Below are 20,103 nucleotides of genomic sequence, written 5' to 3'. Positions count from 1 at the left end.
ATCTTACAGTCAGCTGGCGTCATTCAGATGGCACCGGGCCGCTGGCAACCGCGCAGTGGCATCACCCGAGAAACAGTTTGTACGCCGGGTTCTTGGTTTCATCCCAATACGGGTACCCAATCTCCGCCAACGCCTGGGGCACCAGATGCCGCTCATCCTCCGGCACCACCAGTCCGGCCACCACACGCCCGTCTGCCGCGCCATGGTTGCGGTAGTGGAACATCGAGATATTCCATTTCCCGCCCAGTTTGTTGAGGAAGTTGAACAGCGCACCCGGACGCTCCGGGAATTCAAAGCGCAGCACCACCTCGTCACTGACCCGCTCCGAATGCCCACCCACCATGTGCCGCAGGTGCAGCTTGGCGAGCTCGTTGTCGGTCAGGTCGAGCACCGGAAAGCCCTGCTCCGTCAGGCTCTCGATCAGGGCTTTGCGCGGGTCCGTGTCGGGGTGGGTCTGCACGCCGACGAAGATGTGTGCCTCGCGGTCGGTGTGGTAGCGGTAGTTAAATTCGGTGATCTGCCGTTTGCCGATGGCCTCGCAGAAGGCTTTGAAGCTGCCCGGCTGTTCCGGAATGGTCACGGCAATGATCGCCTCGCGGCCTTCGCCCAGCTCTGCGCGTTCGGCGACGTGGCGCAGGCGGTCGAAATTGACGTTGGCGCCAGAATCGATGGCGACAAACGTCTGCCCGGTGACTTCGTACTGTTCGGTGTACTTCTTGATCCCGGCCACGCCCAGGGCGCCGGATGGCTCGGTGATCGAGCGGGTGTCGTCGTAGATGTCCTTGATCGCCGCGCAGATTTCATCGGTGCTGACGGTGATCACCTCGTCGACGTAGTCCTTGCAGATCTCGAAGGTGTACTGCCCGATCTGCGCTACCGCGACGCCATCGGCAAACAGCCCGACCTGTTGCAATACCACGCGCTCGCCATAGGCCATGGCCTGTTGCAGACAGTTGGAATCGTCCGGCTCGACGCCGATCACCTTGATCTCCGGGCGCAGGTATTTCACGTACGCCGCGATGCCGGCGATCAGCCCGCCGCCACCGACCGGCACGAAGATCGCGTCCAGCGGGCCCTGATGCTGACGCAGGATTTCCATCGCCACGGTGCCTTGCCCGGCAATGGTGTCAGGGTCGTCGTACGGGTGGACGTAGACGTAGCCGTGTTCCTCGACCAGCTTCAGGGAATACGCCAGCGCTTCGGGAAAAGAGTCGCCATGCAGTACGACTTTTCCGCCCCGGGAGCGCACGCCTTCGACCTTGATCTCGGGGGTGGTCTTCGGCATCACGATGGTCGCCGACACGCCCAGCGTCTTCGCCGCCAGCGCCAGGCCTTGGGCATGATTGCCCGCCGAGGCTGTCACCACGCCCCGCGCCAGTTCTTCCGGGCTTAGCTGCGCCAGCTTGTTGTACGCGCCGCGAATCTTGAAGGAGAACACCGGCTGCAAGTCTTCGCGCTTGAGCAGCACGTTATTGCCCAGGCGCTCGGACAGTCGGCGAGCAGCGTGCAGCGGGGTTTCCACGGCAACGTCGTAGACGCGGGAAGTGAGGATCTTTTTGACGTAGTGATTGAGCAGGTCGCCCTGAACGAGGGGATAGGCCGGCAGCTGACTCATCGTGTGGGCCTCGTGGGAAGGCGTGCGATGATCAGGCTGGCGGCGAGGCAGGCGAGGGAGGGGCGGATGATCATGTCTGGCTCCTGAGGTGGTTTTTGGCCCGGGAGACAGAGAGAAAAAACCCGCCTCTAGGGCGGGTTGGGTGCAAACGTCGGCTAACCCGCCATGACTGGAATGGCGGTAATAATTATCTGGCCGACGAAGTGCTTGGGTGCGTTCATGGCGTCGAGACTATTGCGAACACGGGGCGGTCGTCAAGTGTGCCGCCGTCATGAACGCTGCTTTCGCGGAGCAAATCGGCAGCACGGCAAACAGCAGGCAAGGCTCAGCAACGCCGCCCGAATCATTGCCGTCCATACGGCGAGGCTGAATTGCTTGAATGTAGGAGCGCGCTTGCCCGCGAATGGGGAGGGTCAGATGGCGTTGATGTCACTGAAATGACGCTTTCGCGGGCAAGCGCGCTCCTACAAGGACCTCAGTGTCGTCGAGTGTTCAACGGGCCTTCATTTTTTGTTCATGAGGGCACTTTAGGGTGAGGCTTGTAGTCAGTGAATCTGTCGCTGGCTATCGACAGACGGCAGCACGCAGCGACACAAGAACACCATCGATCTCAAGAACCCATCGATCACAGGAACCTGCCACGAGGGCGCGAAAAATGGACGAGTACCAAGAAGAACTGCTGGAATACCAGGCGTACGAGATGGACCCGCTGGAACCAGCAGAAGACGCCACCGAGTTGTAAAAAGCGCGCGCCTGCCAGTCAGAGCGACTGGCGCTGGCTGCGACGAAACGCACCGGGCGTCTGTTCGGTCCAGCGTTTGAAGGCCCGCTGAAAGGCTTCGGCCGAAGCAAATCCCAACAAGTAAGCGATTTCGCCAAAGGCCAGTTCGGTGTCCCGGATGTAGGTCATGGCGAGGTCACGCCGGGTGTCATTGAGGATCGCACGAAACTGCGTGCCCTCGTCCGCGAGCTTGCGGCGCAGGGTCCAGGTGGGCAGCTTCAGTCGCGCTGCCACTTCTTCAAGATCCGGTTCCCGCCCCCTGTTCAATAACGGCCCCAGCAATTGGGTGATGCGCTCGCGCAGGCTGCGGGTGCGCGTGAGCTGTTCCAGTTCACGTTCACACACGTGCAGCAGATGCCGCCAGGTACTCGGCACGTGATCGGGGTTGCGCAGGCCAAGCTGATGCTGGTTGAGGCGCAGCTGATTGACGCCCGCTGCGAAACTCACGGGCTGCTCGCAGAGCGCGGCGTATTCAGCGGCGTAGGCGGGGGCATCGAACTCGATCTCCAGACGTTCGGCCAGCAGCGTCTTTCCGCTCAGCGTCGACAGCTGGTGCAGCCAGCCGCTGAGAATCGAATCCACCACGAAGCGGTTGTAGTCGTTGTACGGGCTGATGGAATAGAAACGCAGCCAGGCGCCGTCGCTGTCTTCGTGCAGGCTCGACTGGCCGCGATAATTCGAGCCGTACAGCGCTTCAAAGCGAATAAGTGTGCGTGCCGCTTCACGCACAGTGGGCGCCTGCGCGGCGGTGATGCCGGCCAGACCGGCGTGGCTCAAACGACTGGATTGACCCATCCGCAGCCCCAGCGCAGGCACGCCGGTCAGCTCGATGGCGGTATGGCCCAGGCGCATGTAGCGCGGGATCGACAGCCGGGCGCCTGCCTCACCCAGTCGTGCGGCATCCAGGCCGTATTGCTGCAGCAGCGGTTGCGGGTCCTTGCCTTCGTTGCGAACAGCGTCGGCGAGGCTGTGGACGAAACCCACGGACAGATCGCCCAGACGCACGCGAGGGGAGGTCATCGGTCACAACCACAGATTGATCAGGCGCGCGCCATGACCGGGGCGAACGCCTTTCGGTGCGGCGCTGATGGATTGCTCGGCGATGCTTTGCCCGCCGCGACTGGCGAAACTGTGGCCGGCGCTGCCCTTGTCCCAGAACTGACCGCGCATGAACACGCTGATGCCTGCTTTCGCCGTGCTGGGCGGTGTCAGGGCCAGTCGACGCCAGGCTTCACCCTGGGTGATGGGTTTGGCGCCCAGGTTCAAATGGGCCGCCAGCGCGTCATGCTTGTCGCTGCGCCACGGTTGCGACCAGCCATCCGTGCCGGCGACGTAGGCCGGCACCGCAATCAGCTCGACGCCGCGGGCGTTGAGGCGCGCGTAGTTGTCGGGGTACCAGCTGTCACTGCCGATCAAAGTCGCCAAACGGCCGGCCGGGGTGTCGATCACGTTGAGCGGCGCGTCCTTGCCGGGACGGATGTAGCCCCGCTGGTTCCAGCCCGGGAACAACTGACGCTGGGGCTGTCCCAAGGGCAGGCCGTCGGGGCCGAACACCAGGCTGCTGTTATAGAGCGCGCCACGGCCGATGCGCAGTTCACCGTTTTCCACTTGCGGGCTGGGCAGCACGATCGAGCCGGCCACCAGCGTCACGCCGAATTCCTTCGCCAGCCCGCCAAACACGTTTTGATAATCCTGCGCCATGCTCAGCGCCTTCATGCGCAGGCGTGCGTCCTCGAAGCGGCTGCTGCCCCGCGCGTGAATCACCGCGTCGATAAACAGCAGCGGGTTGCTGAACGCCAGCCAGTTCATGGCCTCTTCAAGGGTGGTGGCCTGGTAGAACTGGGCTTTTTCGTCCACTGCCAACAACCAAGTGCCGATGTGCTCGGGCAGCACCACGATGGTTTTATCGTTGAGCAGCCCTTGGTCGCGGGCCTGCACCAGATAAGACGCGAGCTTGCGGTGCAAGCGTTTGACGCTCGAATAATCGGAAGGGAACAGTTCGGGCTGAATGCCCAGCAGGTTGCCGCGTTCGCCGGGTTGCCCGTCGTTGATCACCAACTGAATGCGCAGGTCCGTCAGGTAATGCCCGACATGACGCTTGCCCGTCCACAGCCCGTAGCTGACGAGAAGAATCACCAGCACTGCCGCGGTAAGTGAGCCGAGAACTTTGCGCATGAAGAAAGGAGAACTGCCTCTGAAGAAAGCGCGCACGGCGCCATGACGTTGCGGGAAGGCTACGGCAAAACGGCGACGCGGAGAAGGTTTGGCGCGCCGCCAGGTCGTGAATGATCCGGTCGCACGCACGGCGGTCACGCGCACTCCCTTACCCAATGGGGCGGATAACTGCATACGCCTCGTCATAGATGCACAATTTGATCATTAATTTGTCACTTCGAGTCATTGAGCATGACCGGGCGGCTGTTTACTGTTTGCGCCATGTACAAGGCGCTGGTCCATGGCCCTGACTGATTCGACGGGCGCCACAGAGCGCCCGCGCCCCGTGATGATGCTCGATGGAGTTTTTATGGCCGCCCCTCACTACCCGCATTTGCTCGCTCCGCTGGACCTGGGTTTCACCACATTGCGCAACCGCACCCTGATGGGCTCGATGCACACCGGGCTCGAAGAGAAGCCGGGCGGGTTCGAGCGCATGGCGGTGTATTTCGCCGAGCGCGCGCAGGGCGGGGTCGGCTTGATGGTCACCGGCGGTATCGCACCGAACGCCGAAGGCGGGGTGTATTCCGGCGCGGCCAAGCTGTCGACGCCGGAAGAGGCGGCCAACCATCGCGTCGTCACCAAAGCCGTGCACGAGGCCGGCGGCAAGATCTGCATGCAGATTCTCCACGCCGGCCGCTACGCCTACAGCCCCAAGCAAGTGGCACCGAGCGCGATCCAGGCGCCGATCAACCCCTTCAAGCCCAAAGAGCTGGACGAAGAGGGCATCGAGAAGCAGATTCAGGATTTCGTCACCTGCGCGACCCTGGCGCAGACCGCCGAGTACGACGGCGTCGAGATCATGGGCTCCGAAGGCTATTTCATTAACCAGTTTCTCGTCGCCCACACCAACCATCGCACCGACCGTTGGGGCGGCAGCTACGAAAACCGCATGCGCCTGCCGGTGGAGATCGTGCGCCGCGTGCGTGAAGCCGTCGGCCCGAATTTCATCATCATCTATCGCCTGTCGATGCTCGACCTCATCGAGGGCGGCAGCACCTGGGAAGAAGTGGTGCAACTGGCCCAGGCCATCGAGCGTTCGGGCGCCACCTTGATCAACACCGGCATCGGCTGGCACGAAGCGCGGATTCCGACCATCGCCACCAAGGTACCGCGCGCTGCGTTCGCTAAAGTCACCGCGAAAATGCGCGGCTCGGTGTCGATCCCGCTGATCACCACCAACCGCATCAACACCCCCGAGGTCGCCGAGCAGGTGCTGGCCGAAGGCGACGCCGACATGGTCTCCATGGCGCGCCCGTTTCTCGCCGACCCCGAATTCGTCAACAAGGCCGCGGCCGGCCGCAGCGACGAGATCAACACCTGCATCGGCTGCAACCAGGCGTGTCTGGATCACACCTTCGGCGGCAAGCTCACCAGCTGCCTGGTCAACCCCCGCGCCTGTCATGAAACCGAGCTCAATTACCTGCCGGTCACTCAGGTCCGCAAAATCGCCGTCATCGGTGCCGGTCCTGCGGGCCTCGCTGCCGCCACCGTCGCGGCTCAGCGCGGGCATGAAGTGACGTTGTTCGACTCGGCCAGCGAAATCGGTGGGCAGTTCAACATCGCCAAGCGCATTCCGGGCAAGGAGGAGTTCTTCGAGACCCTGCGCTACTTCGGCCGGAAGCTGCAAACCACCGGCGTCGACCTGCGCCTGAACACCCGCGTCACGGTCGATGACCTGCTCGGCAAAGGCTATGACGAAGTGATTCTCGCCACCGGTATCGCGCCACGAACGCCCGCCATCCCCGGCGTCGACAACCCCAAAGTGCTGAGTTACCTCGACGTGATCCTCGGCCGCAAACCGGTTGGCAAGTCCGTGGCCGTGATTGGCGCGGGCGGCATCGGCTTTGACGTGTCGGAATACCTTGTGCATCAGGGCGTCTACACCAGCCTGGATCGCGATGCGTTCTGGGACGAGTGGGGCATCGACACGCATCTGGCGGCGCGAGGCGGTGTCGCCGGGATCAAGCCTCATCCTCATGCGCCAGCGCGTCAGGTGTTCCTGCTGCAGCGCAAGGCCACCAAGGTCGGCGACGGCCTCGGCAAAACCACCGGCTGGATTCATCGCACGGGGCTTAAGAACAAACAGGTGCAGATGCTCAACAGCGTGGAATATTTGAAGATCGACGATGCCGGTTTGCACATTCGGATCGGCGCGGACGGCGAGGAGAAACTGCTGCCCGTGGACAACGTGGTGATCTGCGCCGGGCAGGATCCGCTGCGTGAACTGTATGACGGGTTACAGGCGGCGGGGCAGAGCGTGCATTTGATTGGCGGGGCGGATGTGGCGACTGAACTGGATGCCAAGCGGGCGATTGATCAGGGGTCGCGGTTGGCGGCGGGGTTGTGAGGGAGTTGGTTTCTGGCGGGTGGGGTTGACGGGGTTGGATCGCGTCCCGCCAGGGCTGTGGTGACTCTGGCGGTTGGGGGCGGTTACCAGCTGCCGTAGGGGATTCCGTGCTGGTCAATCCAGGCTTGGGCTGCTGGGTTCGGGGTTCGGTAAAACAGCCCTTTTCCGTCTTGGTTGGGGCCCAGCGGCTCGATTTTCGCCTGGTAACGGCCGACTTCTTTAAAGCCCAGGCACGATCCGCCTAACCACACTTTTACAATTCCCCCTGGCGCCATTCCTAAGGTGATGGTGTCGCGAAAGTCTTCTTTCCACTCGCCAGCCCAGAGGCAAAATCCTTTCTCTGGTTTGATCATCTCATCACGGACCCACTGCGGTATCCGAATGCTGATTTTGTAAGCTTGAGGCCCCACTAGTGACTGCTAGCGCAGAAGGAGTTGGTCTGGTAAGTCGACGTTGTTGATAGGTTTTCCGCCAGATGTGCCCTTGTGCCAACCCTCGGGCTTACGCGTGTAACCGGCGACCCCATCATGCACATTGAAGAAAACGTATCCTCGCTGATCGAGCACGTCGACTCTTTCCACCCACACCTCCATATGCCTGGGCGCGGCGAACCCTATGTACCACGCCGGATAAGGCAGCTTGACGGGCGGGGGTACTGACCCTCCCGTTGCACAGGAACTCAAGCTGATCAGCAATCCGACCGCAAAGACCAGACGCCTCATTCGGGAAACCCAGTCTGCAACTGGAAGCCTTGAACAAAGCCGCAAATGCGCTAGCCGTCGCGTGTCGTGATGCTCCTTGTTAGCACTCATAGCCGAATCACCAACTGCCATAGGGAATGCCGTGTTGTTCTACGTAGGCTTTGTTCTCAGGCTCGAGTGGGATGTACTTGCCCTTGCTTGCGCCACGGTAGGGACCGAGCGGCTCGAGATTGGCTTGGTAACGACCGACTTCCTTGAAATCCAAACACGATCCGCCTAGCCACACTTTTACGATTCCGCCGGGCGCCATGCCCAGCGTGATCGTCTCTCGGTAGTCTGTTTTCCATTGCTGATTCCACTGGCACAGAACACGCTCGGGCCTGATCATCTCATCACGGACCCACTGCGGAATCCGTATGCTGATTTTGTAGGCTTGAGGTTCCGCAAGTGACTGCCAGCGCAGAAGGAGTTGGTCCGGCAAGTCGACGTTGTTGATGGGTTTGCCCCCGGATGTGCCCTTATGCCAACCCTCAGGCTTACGCGTGTAGCCGGCGACTCCGGCATGCACATTGAAGAAAACGTATCCTCGCTGATCAAGCACATCGACGCTTTCCACCCACACTTCCATGTGCTTGGGCGCGGCAAAGCCTATGTACCACGCTGGATATGGCAGCTTTACAGGTGGAGGTACTGACCCTCCCGTTGCGCAGGCACTTAGGCTGATGAGCAAGCCCGCTGCGAAGACCAAACGCTTCATTCTGGATACCCCTTTTGCGGGCGGTTGAGATGCACATTCCTAAGATTCAGCAGTGCCGGCTTGCTAAGCAAGAAGGGGCCTCGTGGGGTCCAGTGCGCGGACATGTGGCTGTAACGCGCTCGCAGTAACGCCTCTTGCGCAGGTTCAAGTCTTACGAGCCGGTCCGCCATGACCAACTGCAAGATTCGCTTGGCGATAGGCATGAGCTCGTCGGGCACTGTGAGTTCAGGCCGCCCTTCCAGATCCTTAAACGGGACGCCGTGACGCATCCCCAGTTCACGCATGACACGCAAAGCAATAAGGCTCAGTTCGCCATGCACTGGGCGTTCGAGCAGCACTGTTATCCAGTAGTCCTGCATGGTCTGCTCAGCTTTGCCACGAGGGTTAGTTGCTACAGGCCACGCCTTCACCGCAATGTAGCCCTCGCGGGCCACGCCTGATTCGCGCAGTACGTTGGCGTCCGCCGCTGCACGGGCCCATTCGGCATGGGATTCAACCCTTTGACCGGTGGGAACGCTGGCTTTGCAAGGCCGCGTCATCCATAGCTTTTCTCGCGCTCGTGGGAGATACCCCGCGCCGACATCCGAATGCGCGCCGCACGGGGGGTTAAGACGTTCACTTGTGCAGTGGCGTGATGGGTGCGAAGCCGCAGCAGCGTTACCAACTTCCATAGGGAATGCCGTGCTGGTCGACGTAGGCTTGTGCCGCTGGATTGGGGGCTCTGTAGTACAGCCCTTTATCGTTCAGATAAGGGCCACGGGGCTCGACTTCGGCCTGAAAGCGGCCGACTTCTTTGAAGCCTAGACATGAGCCGCCCACCCATACTTTAACGACCCCGCCTGGTGCCATGCCTAGCGTGATCGTCTCTCGATAGTCTTCCTTCCACTCGGCTGCCCATCGACAAAACGCTCGCTCTGGCCGAATCATCTCTTCGCGTACCCACTGGGGTATTTGTATTTTGATCTTGTAAGCCTGAGGCTCTACCAGTGACTGCCAACGCAGGAAAATCTGGTCGGGTAGATCGACGTTATTTATAGGTTTTCCTCCCGACACCCCTTGGTGCCAGCCCTCGACTTTCCCTGTATAACTCGCGACGCCGCCGTGCACCCTGAAGAAAGCGAGTCCACGCGTATCCAGAACATCGACGGTTTCCACCCAGACTTCCATGTGCTTGGGTGCAGCGAAACCTATGTACCAGACCGGATACGGCAGCTTGGGGGCTGGTGGTAATCTTGGCCCACTCGCGCAGGCGCTGAGATTGATCAGTAAACCAACCGCAAATATCAGATGCCTCATTCGGGGTAACCTTCTTGCGGACGGTTGAGATGCACATTCCTACGATTGAGTGGTGTCGGTTTGCTGAATAGGAAGGGACCCTCAGGGGTCCAGTGCGCGGACAGGTGGATGTAACGCGCTCGGAGTAATTCCTGTTGCGCAGGTTCAAGTCGTACAAGCCGGTCTGTCATTACCTGCTGCAAGATTCGCTTCGAGATTGGCATGAGTTCATCGGGCAACATGAATCGTTTATCCGTATCGGTGATGACGTCGAATGGAACGCCGTGACGTATCCCTAGCTCACGCATGACCCGTAGTGCAATCAGGCTCAGTTCGCCATGCACGGGGCGTTCGAGCAGCACGGTTATCCAGTAGTCGTCCATGACCGACGCGGCTTTGCCGCGAGGGTTAGTTGCTGCGGGCCAGGCTTTCACCGCAACGTAGCCATTTCGGGCCACGCCTGATTCGCGCAATACCTTGGCGTCCGCCTCTGCACGGGCCCAAGCCGAGTGGAACTCGACCCTTTGGCCGGTCGGAACGCTGGCCTTGCAGGGCTGCGTCATCCACAACTTTTCTTGTGCTCGTGGCAGGTAGCCCCCGCCGACATCCGAGTGCGCTCCCGGCAGGCCTATCTGAAGGTGTGTGTGGTGTACGTTCTTGAGAGAAAAGTCGGCTCGATATTCATTGAGGGCATGCAACTGAATGACCTGTCTGGCGCAATCGGGAGGAAGATAAAGATTAACGCCGCGATTGATGTCATCGCCGGGACTGAAGTCGCCGCTCAAAGGGGTCGAGATTGCGGCCACCGTATCGAACAAACCGACCAGGTTTATGCAGGTGTCGGATGCGGGATCGAAGCTTTTTAAAAGGCCGGGTCGGCCACCTTTTAGCAAATCTGCAAATACACCGCGCTGAGGCTTAAGCAGTTCGTTAGTGCAATGACGTGCGGCAGCCGCCCCGCGGCTGAAACCGACGATGTCGAACTCGATGCGTTTAACAATGGCATTGGGGTTAGTTTGAAAAAAACGTTCAAACTGTTTAGCAGCAATTGCGGGCGCCTGTCTTACCCGAGCAACTACCCCAGTCTCTCCCTGCCCGAGAGCTTGCCCAATCAGCACGTCATCTTTGCCACCGCTACGGGTACCAATTCCTTCGATGTATGCCCTGATGTAACCAATCTTCGAATCCTTACTGACAGGCGTCGCAGTGTTATCCGGATACAAGTCATACAAATACGCCACATTACTCGGCGCATTCCCGTAACTGTTATTCGGCGCGCTGTTAAACGCGCTCCCATCAAACTCCCCAAACCCATACTGCTTGCACGTCGCGGCGATGCTCTCCAGCTCCTCACTGCTAAAACTGTTCAAATCCGATTGTCGGCACTGCGCGGTAGCCGCCGCATTGCTCTGATTATTCCCGGTCCCGTCAAAGAACAACCCGATGCGCAGAGTGATCCCTTCAACGATTTCCTCCTCCTCTTCTTCCTCCTCAAGTGGCTCGGGCTGTTTAACCGGCGCGGCATTTTTGATCATGCTCCGCTCGTAGTGAATGTTGCCGCCGCTGCAGCTGGGCCAGAACTCGTGCAGTTCAGGGGGAATATCCAGCAGCGGTGGCAAGGCTGGCATTTCAACCGGCTGTGCCGCTTTGGGTTTGAAATCGAAGTGCGCGGCCTTGATCAGATAGTCGCCAGCGGTGCCGGACTCGATGCGGCATTGCTCGATGGCGAGGTAGCTGCCGCCAGCATTCAAGACGATGCGCTTCTTCGCGGTGATGTGAATTTCGTCTTCGGTGCTGGTGATGTTTATTCCCTGGCGCGCTAGCAATTCCAGACGATCGTTCTGCGCCTGGATGCTCACCGGGCCTTCGTTGGAAATCAGCTTGAGCCCGACCTTGCGCACGAACAGGCTCAGGCCCTGGCCGATACCCATGAAGAGTTTCTTGACCACGCTGATGTCGGCGTGGCCGCCAGCGTTGAGCATCAGGTTGTCTTGGGCGGCCAACTGCAAGTGCTTGCCGCTGGTCAGGGCGATGCCCTGAGGAGCGCTGAGCAGCAGGACCGAGGATTTGAGCGCGTCCAGGTCCTGTTTCAGCAGATCGAATTGCGCCTGCACGTCAGCAGGATCGGCGTGACTGATGGCCGCATCTGCCGAGATTTTTTCCAGCTGTTCCCCGGCTTTCTGCAATCGACCGACTGCGGCATCCATGTCGAGCTGCTGCCCGTGGGCTTTGGCCTGTTCATCCGCACTGATAACCACCCCACGCCCCGCCCGAATAGCGCCCCAGCCGTCCGTGCGCAATTCAAAGCCTTCGCCGCGTTTGAGCTTCTCGTCATCCACCAGATGGCCGAGATTCAGCTGGCTCTTGCCGCTGTGTTCGGTGCTGAGCTTGATGTGTTCCTTGCCGCGATCATCTTCCATGCGCAGCTTGTTGTTGGCGGGGGTGCGCAGCACGTTGCGTTTGTAATCACTGCGCAGCAGCGTCACATGGTCAGGATGTCTACTGTCGTGAAGGGCATGAGCGATGTAGGGCCGATCCGGATCGCCTTGCTCGAAAGCAATGGCCACTTCGGTGCCGCAGATCAGCGGCAAGTGCAGGCCGTGGGTATTGCCGGCATAGGGTCGGGCCAATCTGAGCCACAGACTTTCCTCACCCAGCTTCCAGCTGTCGCGGTCAAACAGAAAGCTGACCTTGTAACGGCCTTCGCTGTCGATGTGGCTATAGGGATCGTTGGCCAGTGAACTGGTGACCCGCGCTGGCAGAGTGCCATCTATCTCAGGCTTGGCCAGCAACGGCGGCCGAAAGCAGACACTCTCGGAATACGGAATCGCTTCAAAGCTCAACTCAAAACTGCGATCCCGCGCCGCACACAACCGTAGCCTTGTGAGCACCGCCCCCGGCTCAAACGCCTGAGGCGCACCACCGGAAATCGCCAGCACCTGCGCCAATCCCAACGAAGCACTGCTGCTAACGCCACTTAAGCGAGTCTGGTCATTCAGGTACCGCTCATGCCGCAACCGCCCATAGAAAAACCCGCTTTCTCCCAACAGATCCTCGTCCTGATCCAGCTTGTCGCCCACTACGCGATACGGCTCCGCATAGTGATACGCCTCGCCATAAGTCGTGGTATCACCCCGCGTCTGATCAACATTTCCATCCAGCCAGGCACTGGCGTCACGGTGGTGATAAGCCCGAAAGTGAAGGTTCTTCTCCACCACTTCATGACTGACTTGCAGCCCCCAAACCCCGTCGGCTCCGCTGCTGCCCAACCCCGACTGAGGCCGATACGGCAAGCTCACTCGCGGCCGAACGTAATGCCGCTGATCGTCATGAAACTCTACGACCGCGATACCCAACCGCTCGTCATTACTAAAGCGATACCAAATCCCCACCTCGGCTAACAGGCGGGAAATAAACGCCAGATCACTTTCGCCGTACTGCATCACCTGCTCGCGCTTCGGATACTCCCGAACCAAAGTGAACAGAAAATCCTGCCCCTCAAAGTCATGCCGACTACGCAAAATACTCTCGACAATCTGCGGCACCGATTGATGCTGATAGATCCGAAACTGCCGCCCACGGGCCAGCAATGCCAAGCGCGGCTGCAAAGTAATCTCGTATCTGGCCTCGTCAGCCGAACCGGAAAGCCGTTTAAAACCCGTCACCACCCCATGCAGCGTTCGCAACGATTTAACCGAAGGCACCGGCAAACCACGAATCGCAACAGGCAACGTATGGGGCGCCGCATGCAGGCTGAACTGCGCTGTCTTGCCCAGCATCCGCTCGGCACCGATGTCCGGCTCAACCGAAGTGAATTCAACGCGATAAAGAAACGGTTGGCTCAGCTGTTCTTCACCTTCAAAGGCTAAAACGTCGAGCGCGACAGGCAGGCCATGAACAACAAGTTTGTGGCGACTGTGATCGAAGAAAGGCGGTAATACGGTGAGCATGAATGAGCGTCCCTGGCAGGAGAAAGCGCCCCTGACCGGTCTGCAGAAAACCGGGTCAACTCGTCCATGAGAAAGGGCTGAAGCGGGCGAAGATGAGGCATTCCTCACCGTCATTCCATAGGGAAAACACGAACCGGACGCTTCCTAACGAAGATCAAGAATCCCCCTACACAGCCCCCAAATCGAGACTCCAGCAAGACGAGTGCTAGACTCCCGCACCGTCCATTGCCCGACCGATTTCATGTTTACTCCCTCATCACCGCTGCCTCCTGCACCGCTGCAACCCCTCCATTTCGATTGGCTCCAGGCAGCCGGTGTGCAGGCGGCGATCCTGCGGCTGGACCTCGTCGATCCGCTGATCACCGGCAATAAATGGTTCAAGCTCAAGCACCATCTGGCGGCGGCTGAACGAGCCGGCGCGCGGGGCGTTATCAGCCTTGGCGGCGCACATTCCAATCACCTTCATGCGCTGGCGGCAGCGGGCAAGCGCTTTGGTTTTGCCACGGTGGGGCTGGTGCGGGGGCATGCGGTCGAGACGCCGACGGTGCTGGATCTGCAGGCGTTCGGCATGGAGTTGCACTGGCTGGGCTACGCCGGTTATCGCGCGCGGCATGACGCTGATTTCTGGGTGCCGTGGCGCGAGCGTTATCCGCATCTGCTTCCGGTGCCTGAGGGTGGCGGCGGCCTCAACGGCGCAGTGGGCTGCGCTGAAATCGTCGAACAGGCGCGCAGCCAGCTCGGCAATCTGCGTTGGGGGGATTACGACGCCTGGTGGCTGGCGTGTGGCACTGGCACAACGCTGGCGGGATTGGTGCTGGCGGAGGCGGGGCAGCATGAGGTGATCGGCGCGATGGCGGTGCCCGAAGGTCATGGGGTCGAGGGCAATGTAGAGGACATTCTTGCGTCCTTCGCGAGCAAGCTCGCTCCCACAGGGGCTGCGTCGTTGTCGAAATCATCGACCGTGGCCCAACGTGATCAACAGCCGCTTAACGCCACTTTGCCTGCCAGCTGTAAACCTCAGGGTTACCGCTTGCTCGACGCCAGCCGTGGCGGCTTTGCTAAGACCGATGCCGCGTTGCTCGATTTCATTGCGCGCCATGGGGCTGAATCCGGTATCCCCCTCGAACCGCTGTACACCGGCAAGGCATTGCTTGCGCTGCATGAAGAGGTGATCTCGGGCCGGATCGCTAACGGAACACGGCTGATTTTCCTGCACACCGGGGGACTGCAGGGCAAACGGACCTTTGAATCTGCGCGGGAATATCGCTGACGCCCAGGCACGCATCCGGGCACTGGCACGAATCCTGCGACCCACACCTCCCGACAGGTCGGTCCTGAGTACGTCGGCGGCATTTCTGGAGTCAGGCGGGCAGGACGCTGTACCGATAATCGGATCTTTCCCACGCGCGCCGAGGTTTCCATGACCACTCCCGTCCTTGAGCAGGTTGATCCTGCCACTCTGAGAAAAGTCATCGTGGCGGCCGCCATCGGCAATTTCGTCGAATGGTTCGATTTCGCGGTGTACGGCTTTCTGGCCACGACCATCGCTGAGCAGTTCTTCCCCAGCGGCGATGCCAGCGCGGCGTTATTGAAAACCTTCGCGGTGTTCGCCGTGGCCTTCGCGTTTCGGCCCCTCGGCGGGGTGTTCTTCGGCATGCTGGGCGACCGCATCGGCCGCAAACGCACGCTGGCGTTTACCATTCTGTTAATGGCCGGGGCCACGACGATCATCGGTCTGCTGCCGACCTACGCGGCAATTGGCGTGATGGCGCCCGTCTTGCTCACTCTCATCCGTTGCGCCCAGGGTTTTTCTGCCGGGGGTGAATACGCAGGGGCGTGCGCTTACTTGATGGAACACGCACCACGCACGCAACGGGCGTGGTACGGCAGCTTCGTGCCGGTGTCGACCTTCTCGGCATTCGCGGCGGCGGCGATCATTGCCTACGCGCTGGAAGCCTCGCTGAGCACCGAGGCCATGGGCAGTTGGGGCTGGCGGCTGCCGTTTCTGATCGCGGCGCCGCTTGGGTTGGTCGGGCTGTACCTGCGCTGGAAACTGGACGAAACCCCGGCGTTTCAGGCGGTGAAACAGGAACACGCGGTTGCCCATTCGCCGCTCAAGGAAACCCTGCGCAACCACGGCGCGGCGATTTGCTGCCTCGGCGCGTTCGTCTCGCTGACAGCGCTGTCGTTCTACATGTTCACCACGTATTTCGCGACGTACTTGCAGGTGGCTGGCGGGCTGAGTCGTGCCACCGCACTGCTGGTGTCGTTGATTGCGCTGTTGTTCGCTGCGGCGATCTGTCCGGTAGCCGGGGCGTTTTCCGACAAGGTCGGGAGACGCAAGACGGTGCTCAGCACCTGTGTCCTGCTGATCGTGGTGGTTTATCCGTCGTTTTTGATGGCCAGTTCCGGTTCGTTTGTGGCGTCGATCGTCGGCGTGATGTTCCTGGCGATTGGCGCTGTCCTCTGTGGTGTGGTGACGGCGGCGCTGTTGTCGGAGACCTTTCCTACGCGTACCCGTTACACCGCTTCGGCGATCACTTACAACATGGCGTACACGATCTTCGGCGGAACGGCGCCGCTGATGGCGACCTGGCTGATCGGCGCGACGGGCAGCAACCTGGCGCCGGCGTTTTACCTGATCGTGATTGCGCTGCTGGCGCTGGCGGGAGGACTGGCATTGCCGGAGACGTCAAAAGTGTCGCTGCATGAGGTCGAAGGTTCGTTGACGGCGCGGGGGAGATTGCAGGCGGCGGTCTGACCTCCGTTCCTGCCGCAAGAAGCCCCACTCACAAATCAGAAACAAAACATGGCAGCGGCGCCCCAAAAAATGGCACATTGGCGACCCCTTGTGCCGCTGACATGTTCTGTAACGAGTCCGATGGCGCATCAACGTTCGATGGATGGACCCGATGGCCGTTCCCAGCCCTGCAACCGTGCCCGCGACCGATACCCAACCCGTTCCCGCTCCGCAATCAAGCCCCTTGGTGATGCGCATCATTGGCGCGGTGGCATTGGCGCACCTGCTCAATGACCTGATTCAGTCGATCCTGCCCTCGATCTACCCCATGCTGAAGGCCTCGTACGGCCTGAGTTTTACCCAGGTCGGGCTGATCACTCTGACGTTTCAGGTCACGGCGTCGTTGCTGCAGCCCTGGGTCGGTTATTACACCGATCGTCATCCCAACCCGTTGGTCCTGCCGGTAGGTTCGTTGTGCATTCTAGGCGGCGTGATGATGCTCGCGACCGTGGGCAGTTTTCCGCTGATCTTGCTCGCCGCAGGGTTGATCGGCATCGGCTCGTCGACCTTTCACCCCGAAGCCTCGCGCATCGCCCGGCTGGCTTCAGGCGGCCGCTTTGGTCTGGCGCAATCGAGCTTTCAGGTGGGCGGCAACAGCGGTTCCGCCATTGGGCCACTGCTGGCGGCGGCGATCATCATCCCCTTCGGCCAGGGCCATATTGCCTGGTTCGGGTTGGTGGCGCTGTTTTCCGTGGGGCTGCTGTACGCGATCAGCCGCTGGTATAAAGCGCACCTGGCGCTCTTCAAAATCAAGGCCGGGCAGGCGGCGACCCACGGGCTGTCGAAACGTAGGGTGACCAGCGCCTTGGTGGTGCTGGCGTTGCTGGTGTTCTCCAAGTATTTCTACATGGCCAGCTTCACCAGCTACTTTACGTTCTACCTGATCGACAAATTCCAGCTGTCCGTGGCCAGCTCGCAGCTGCACTTGTTCATGTTCCTGGCGGCGGTGGCGGCGGGCACGTTTTTCGGCGGGCCGATCGGTGATCGCATCGGGCGCAAGGCGGTGATCTGGTTCTCGATTCTGGGCGTGGCGCCGTTCACCCTCGCGCTGCCCTACGCCGACCTGTTCTGGACCAGCGTGCTCAGCGTGATCATCGGTTTTATTCTGGCCTCGGCGTTCTCGGCCATCGTTGTCTACGCCCAGGAACTGGTGCCGGGCAACGTCGGCATGATCGCCGGCATCTTCTTCGGCCTGATGTTTGGCTTTGGCGGCATCGGCGCGGCCTTGTTGGGTCACTTGGCGGACCTTCACGGCATCGTTTATGTCTACACGCTGTGTTCCTACCTGCCGCTGTTGGGCATCCTCGCCATCCTGCTCCCGAGAACTGCAAAAAGATGTTGATAGCCGTCGCGATTTTTCTGGTCACCATCACCCTGGTGATCTGGCAACCCAAGGGCCTTGGTGTCGGCTGGAGTGCAACGTTTGGCGCCGTGCTCGCCCTGCTTTTCGGGGTGGTGCACCTCAGTGACATCCCGCAGGTCTGGCACATCATCTGGAACGCCACCGGTACGTTCATTGCGCTGATCATCATCAGCCTGCTGCTCGACGAGGCCGGGTTCTTCAACTGGGCCGCGCTGCACGTGGCGCGCTGGGGCAACGGCAAGGGTCGGCGGCTGTTCGCGTTTATCGTGCTGCTCGGCGCGCTGGTGTCGGCGCTGTTCGCCAACGACGGCGCGGCGCTGATCCTTACGCCCATCGTCATGTCGATGCTGCTGGCGTTGCGCTTTTCGCCGGCGACCACCTTGGCTTTCGTCATGGCGGCGGGGTTCATCGCCGACACCGCGAGCCTGCCGCTGGTGGTCTCGAACCTGGTCAACATCGTGTCCGCCGACTACTTCGGCATCGGCTTCAATCGCTATGCTTCGGTGATGGTGCCGGTCAATCTGGTGAGCGTGGCCGCGACGCTGGCGGTGCTGATGCTGTTCTATCGCCGCGACATCCCGAAAACCTTCGACGCCTCGCAACTGGCCGAGCCGTCTTCGGCGATCAAGGACCGCGCGACCTTCATGACCGGTTGGTGGGTACTGGGGATTCTGTTGGTGGGCTGCTTCGCCCTGGAACCGCTGGGGATTCCCATCAGCGCGATCTCCGCCGGGTGCGCCGCGATCCTGTTGGGCATCGCTGCCAAGGGCCACCGTATTTCCACGCGCAAGGTGCTGAAAGACGCGCCGTGGCAGATCGTGATTTTCTCGCTGGGCATGTACCTGGTGGTGTACGGCCTGCGCAATCAGGGCCTGACCGATTACCTCGCGACCTGGCTCGATCGTTTCGCCGAACATGGCTTGTGGGGCGCGGCGATGGGCACGGGCGTGCTGACGGCGTTGCTGTCTTCGGTGATGAACAACCTGCCGACGGTGCTGATCGGCCTGCTGTCCATTGATGCAAGCCAGGCCCACGGCGTCCTCCAGGAAGCGATGATCTATGCCAACGTCATCGGCAGCGACCTGGGCCCGAAAATCACCCCGATCGGCAGTCTGGCGACCTTGTTATGGCTGCATGTGCTGGCGAAGAAGGGCGTGACCATCGGCTGGGGCTATTACTTCCGCGTCGGCATCGTGCTGACGGTACCGGTGCTGTTGATCACGCTGGCGGCGCTGGTGCTGCGATTGAGTCTGTAGCGCGGCGCGCGTCCGGCAGGTTCGGCCACAGGTCCGACACCAGGAATAGCCGCTCGGCCTCTTCCCAGTGGCCGTCGGCGTGGCGGATCAAACGCACCAGCAGTTGCGCCGGCGCCAGCGGGTCGAGGGCTTCCCGCCAGTCCTGAAACTGGCGCAGTGTCCAGGCCTCGTCGCAGCGCGCCGGTGCCAACCAGGCCGGACGCGGCAGCAATTGCCAGCGGCCCTCCGGAGTTTGTTCTGCGTAGCCCGGCCAGTCCTTTTGGTGCAGCCACTTTCCCCGCAAGTGCTCGGGGTGGGCGCTTTGAGGCGAAGCTGCGGTGTTCGGCCAGGGATAAAACAGATAACCCCCCAACCAGAGTGACGCGCTGAAGGTCTCCACACCTCGCGCGGCGAGGATGGCGGTGCTTTCCGTACGCCCCGACATGGGCAGTTGATGCTGATTCAGGTGTGCAAGCTTCAAATCCAGCCGGTCGAGGGCGCCGGGTCCGAGCCAGTGGGCCGGATCGTCGCCGTCCTGTTCCTGAGGCCCCAGGTACAGCTTGATCGCCAGTTCAATGTGGTGAACGCCTTCCTTGTCCCGCACCAGCATGTCCAGTTCGCCCAGCGTGCGGCCTTCGCCCTGAATCGGCAGATTCGCCGCGAGCAGCTCGACGCCTGGCGCGTGCTGGATTGCGAATTGCCAGAGTCGCTCGTAATACAGCCCCAGCCGGCGCGTCGAGCTTTTCGCCAGCCAGTCGTTGAGTGCGCTGTCGTCTCGGTCCAGCTGTCGCAGAAAGGTTGCAAGTGCTTCTGGGTGCTGCACCCAGTCACTGCCGCTGAGCGGGTGACGTTGGGGCCACTGAGTTTTCGCGAGCAGGGGCGGCGACAGGATCACCCACGCCAGGTCACGCACGTTGGGCGTACGCAGCTGACGGGGCAGGGCGCTCAGGGTCGGAAACGGGTTATTCATCGGGGCAGGATAGCGGGTGATGGGCGGTTGCGGCCACCGCATCATTATCGCCGCCTATGCCCCGCGCCATTTGCCTGTTTGACGCGAGTGTG

12 protein-coding genes and 3 pseudogenes are annotated in these 20,103 nt (G+C 60.9%); 5 read left to right on the top strand and 10 right to left on the bottom strand.

From position 1 onward, the window contains the following. Positions 1–61: 61 nt before the first annotated feature. The 3 genes from ilvA to L4G42_RS16670 form a co-directional block, all read right to left on the bottom strand. Positions 62–1,615, bottom strand: coding sequence for a threonine ammonia-lyase, biosynthetic (gene ilvA, locus L4G42_RS16680; RefSeq protein WP_272904008.1), 1,554 nt, complete (start codon positions 1,613–1,615; stop codon positions 62–64). A gap of 760 nt (positions 1,616–2,375) precedes the next feature. Beyond that, positions 2,376–3,416 carry an AraC family transcriptional regulator gene (locus L4G42_RS16675; RefSeq protein ID WP_237253029.1) on the bottom strand — a complete coding sequence of 347 codons (1,041 nt, stop codon included), beginning with the start codon at positions 3,414–3,416 and terminating at the stop codon, positions 2,376–2,378. A 3-nt stretch (positions 3,417–3,419) separates the two neighbouring features. Then, positions 3,420–4,571 carry a carbon-nitrogen hydrolase family protein gene (locus L4G42_RS16670; protein ID WP_237253028.1) on the bottom strand — a complete coding sequence of 384 codons (1,152 nt, stop codon included), beginning with the start codon at positions 4,569–4,571 and terminating at the stop codon, positions 3,420–3,422. A 349-nt stretch (positions 4,572–4,920) separates the two neighbouring features. Here L4G42_RS16670 and L4G42_RS16665 point away from each other — a divergent pair, with 349 nt between their 5' ends. Continuing rightward, a complete protein-coding gene (locus tag L4G42_RS16665) occupies positions 4,921–6,960 on the top strand; it encodes an NADPH-dependent 2,4-dienoyl-CoA reductase (RefSeq protein WP_237253027.1) in 2,040 nt (679 codons plus the stop codon). A gap of 83 nt (positions 6,961–7,043) precedes the next feature. Here the strand turns inward: L4G42_RS16665 and L4G42_RS16660 are convergent. The 6 genes and pseudogenes from L4G42_RS16660 to L4G42_RS16635 form a co-directional block, all read right to left on the bottom strand. Then, a pseudogene (locus L4G42_RS16660) lies at positions 7,044–7,682 on the bottom strand (DUF2931 family protein). Between the two features lie 97 nt (positions 7,683–7,779). Then, a complete protein-coding gene (locus L4G42_RS16655) occupies positions 7,780–8,418 on the bottom strand; it encodes a DUF2931 family protein (RefSeq protein WP_237253026.1) in 639 nt (212 codons plus the stop codon). Further along, on the bottom strand, positions 8,415–8,777 hold the full coding sequence (locus L4G42_RS16650) for a hypothetical protein (protein ID WP_237253025.1): 363 nt from the start codon (positions 8,775–8,777) through the stop codon (positions 8,415–8,417). Before L4G42_RS16650 ends, L4G42_RS16655 begins: the two co-directional genes overlap by 4 nt. A 298-nt stretch (positions 8,778–9,075) precedes the next feature. Further along, complete coding sequence (locus L4G42_RS16645) at positions 9,076–9,714, bottom strand: DUF2931 family protein (RefSeq protein ID WP_237253024.1); 639 nt, start codon at positions 9,712–9,714, stop codon at positions 9,076–9,078. Further along, a pseudogene (locus L4G42_RS26390) lies at positions 9,711–10,526 on the bottom strand (phospholipase effector Tle1 domain-containing protein); the annotation flags it as partial. The pseudogene L4G42_RS26390 and the gene L4G42_RS16645, both read right to left, overlap by 4 nt. A gap of 774 nt (positions 10,527–11,300) precedes the next feature. Next, positions 11,301–13,643 (bottom strand): annotated as a pseudogene (locus tag L4G42_RS16635) (type VI secretion system Vgr family protein); the annotation flags it as partial. A 241-nt stretch (positions 13,644–13,884) separates the two neighbouring features. Between L4G42_RS16635 and L4G42_RS16630 the strand changes: the two are divergent. The 4 genes from L4G42_RS16630 to L4G42_RS16615 all read left to right on the top strand — a co-directional run bounded on the left by L4G42_RS16630 (position 13,885) and on the right by L4G42_RS16615 (position 19,062). Beyond that, positions 13,885–14,913, top strand: coding sequence for a 1-aminocyclopropane-1-carboxylate deaminase/D-cysteine desulfhydrase (locus L4G42_RS16630; protein ID WP_237253023.1), 1,029 nt, complete (start codon positions 13,885–13,887; stop codon positions 14,911–14,913). 150 nt (positions 14,914–15,063) lie between these two features. Next, complete coding sequence (locus L4G42_RS16625; protein WP_237253022.1) at positions 15,064–16,404, top strand: MFS transporter; 1,341 nt, start codon at positions 15,064–15,066, stop codon at positions 16,402–16,404. Between the two features lie 151 nt (positions 16,405–16,555). Beyond that, positions 16,556–17,785, top strand: a complete 1,230-nt coding sequence (locus tag L4G42_RS16620; protein ID WP_237259731.1) for an MFS transporter — start codon at positions 16,556–16,558, stop codon at positions 17,783–17,785. Beyond that, positions 17,779–19,062, top strand: coding sequence for an arsenic transporter (locus L4G42_RS16615; protein ID WP_237260957.1), 1,284 nt, complete (start codon positions 17,779–17,781; stop codon positions 19,060–19,062). The genes L4G42_RS16620 and L4G42_RS16615 overlap by 7 nt, the downstream gene beginning before the upstream one ends. Here L4G42_RS16615 and L4G42_RS16610 read toward each other — a convergent pair. After that, positions 19,025–20,011 (bottom strand): DUF1853 family protein, encoded by a 987-nt coding sequence (locus tag L4G42_RS16610; protein WP_419789381.1) that lies wholly within the window; start codon positions 20,009–20,011, stop codon positions 19,025–19,027. The genes L4G42_RS16615 and L4G42_RS16610 overlap by 38 nt on opposite strands. Positions 20,012–20,103: the final 92 nt, after the last annotated feature.

It is taken from the genome of Pseudomonas petrae (assembly GCF_021728295.1).
GTDB classification, from domain to species: Bacteria; Pseudomonadota; Gammaproteobacteria; order Pseudomonadales; family Pseudomonadaceae; genus Aquipseudomonas; species Aquipseudomonas petrae.
Note: the sequence above shows the minus strand (reverse complement) of the source record. Positions and strands in the feature narration are given on the sequence as shown.